Annotated in this window: 1 protein-coding gene; it reads right to left on the reverse strand. The window is 56.8% G+C overall.

All coding sequences use genetic code 11. The annotated features are described in order from the left end of the window. Positions 1-18: 18 nt before the first annotated feature. The gene (locus tag E1H13_RS26430) at positions 19-1,740 is read right to left on the reverse strand and encodes an IS1634 family transposase (protein WP_169617941.1); all 1,722 of its coding nucleotides are present in this window, start codon (positions 1,738-1,740) and stop codon (positions 19-21) included. Positions 1,741-1,763 lie beyond the last annotated feature (23 nt).

Genomic DNA, 1,763 nt, shown 5'->3' on the forward strand with positions numbered 1-1,763 from the left:
CTCCCGGTTCGCTCATTTCTAAGGAGGTTCCTCAGATTCTGGCCCCAGCCGAGTGTAAATACTCACCGGGAAGTTGAGGGCCTGTAGGATACGGAACTGTAAAGGCGTCAGTTCGGTGATATGGGCATAGGTTTGCCCTCGGACGTTTACCATCACCAGGGTAATATCACGAAAACTGGCCAACAGTAATTCGGCTGTGGGACGAGCTGTCGCCCGCTTGGGATTACCCGGATAGAGCCCTGAGAGAGAGTCTTGGTGGTCAGCCAAGGCTTGACGGACCTGGAACTCCATCAGCGTTAACAGCCGCAACGCAATCGAGAGCAAGCGAATGAGCCCTTTGATGTGGTCTTCACGCTGTAAGTACATGGGGGAGAGGGAGAGGGGATGGCCTTTGAGGCGGGCAAAGCTGTGTTCCACCACGTATTCTTGCCGGTAGGCGGTGACTGCTTGCGGTAGGGATAACGTGGCTTCGGGATGATTGGTGACGTAGACCCGCCAGCCCAAGGTTCGCCTCTGCTGGTCGATAGCCTCGGTATCGAGGGTGTAATTCACTTGGAAACGGCGCTGCTCCACGACCCGAGTGGGGCGGTCACGGTAGCGACGCACCGTGTGGTGTTCTACTTGTTCCTCGTAGGTGAGGTGAAGGTAGGCCTTAACCCGGTAGCGGGTGAGAATCGCCTCGGCGGCTTGCGCTAAAGCGTCCTCGTCAGGAAAAACTTTCTGACCCCGTCGCGATGGGTTAAGCGCGGCTAGGGCGGTCTGAGCGTGTTCAAGGCGGGTTTGGAAGGCCTGTTGCGCGGATTGAGCATAGGCCAGGGAGTAGACGACCAACTGTCGCTCCGACCAACTCCAGGTTTGCCCATCCCACACCTCCGTGCGGAGCTGAGTCTGCTCATAGCCCTTGGCAATCAGCGCGCTATGACCGTCAGCATAGTCATAGTGAATCTCCTGCAACTCGACGGTTCCTTGCTCCACCGGGTCTAGATAGGCTTGCAGCACCTCCGCCTTGAGCTGAGTTCCACCGAGCGGACAGAGATAGTAGTCGCCTGTGGCCTGGAGAAAGCAACGGGTCTTTAAGCTGGCCATCTTGCTGTCCCCGACATAGAGCAACCCAGACTGGCTGAGGGTCTGGCGCACTTGCTCAATGGCCGGGATATAGAGGGGGTCGTCGGCTTTCTGTCCGGGGACAATCTCGGTTGCTATCGGCAATCCGAGCGGGTCGAGCGTCGCCAGCATCAGCTTCAGTTGGGGCAGGTCGGGGCGATGGTCTTTGCTATGGCCATACTGAAACAGCCCGTCCTCAGTTACCGCCCAGTCGCCACTGACGCTGGTGCTATCGAGTCTCAACCGCTTGGGGTGCAGGTCGTACACCTGAATCTGGCGCTGGTTCAAAGCCGGTTCAAACAACCTCCATTGGGCATCGTCACTGAGATATCGCAACACGCTTTCTAAGCGGTCGTCGCTCAGGTCAAGGGCGCGAACCGGTTGCTGTAAACCCTGTTCCAAGGTTTCCTGATGTCGCCCTACCCAGTCTTGAACCCGATTCAATCGGTGATCCCCTTGGGATAAAATGTGGCTCAGCCAGACCACCGCTACATGACCTAAACTCAAGCCTTGCCAGTTCCCATGAGTCGGAAAGTAGTCGTCAAGCAGGGGTTGTACCTCCATCCGCTGCAGTTGAGCCAGCAGCAGGGGAATATCGTCAACCCGTTCTGTGATAACGGTTAGAGGAGTTTCCATAGCCCAAATCTAACCTAATTGGC

Origin of the sequence: Nodosilinea sp. P-1105 (assembly GCF_012911975.1) — a bacterium.
In the GTDB taxonomy this organism is placed as follows: Bacteria; Cyanobacteriota; Cyanobacteriia; order Phormidesmidales; family Phormidesmidaceae; genus Nodosilinea.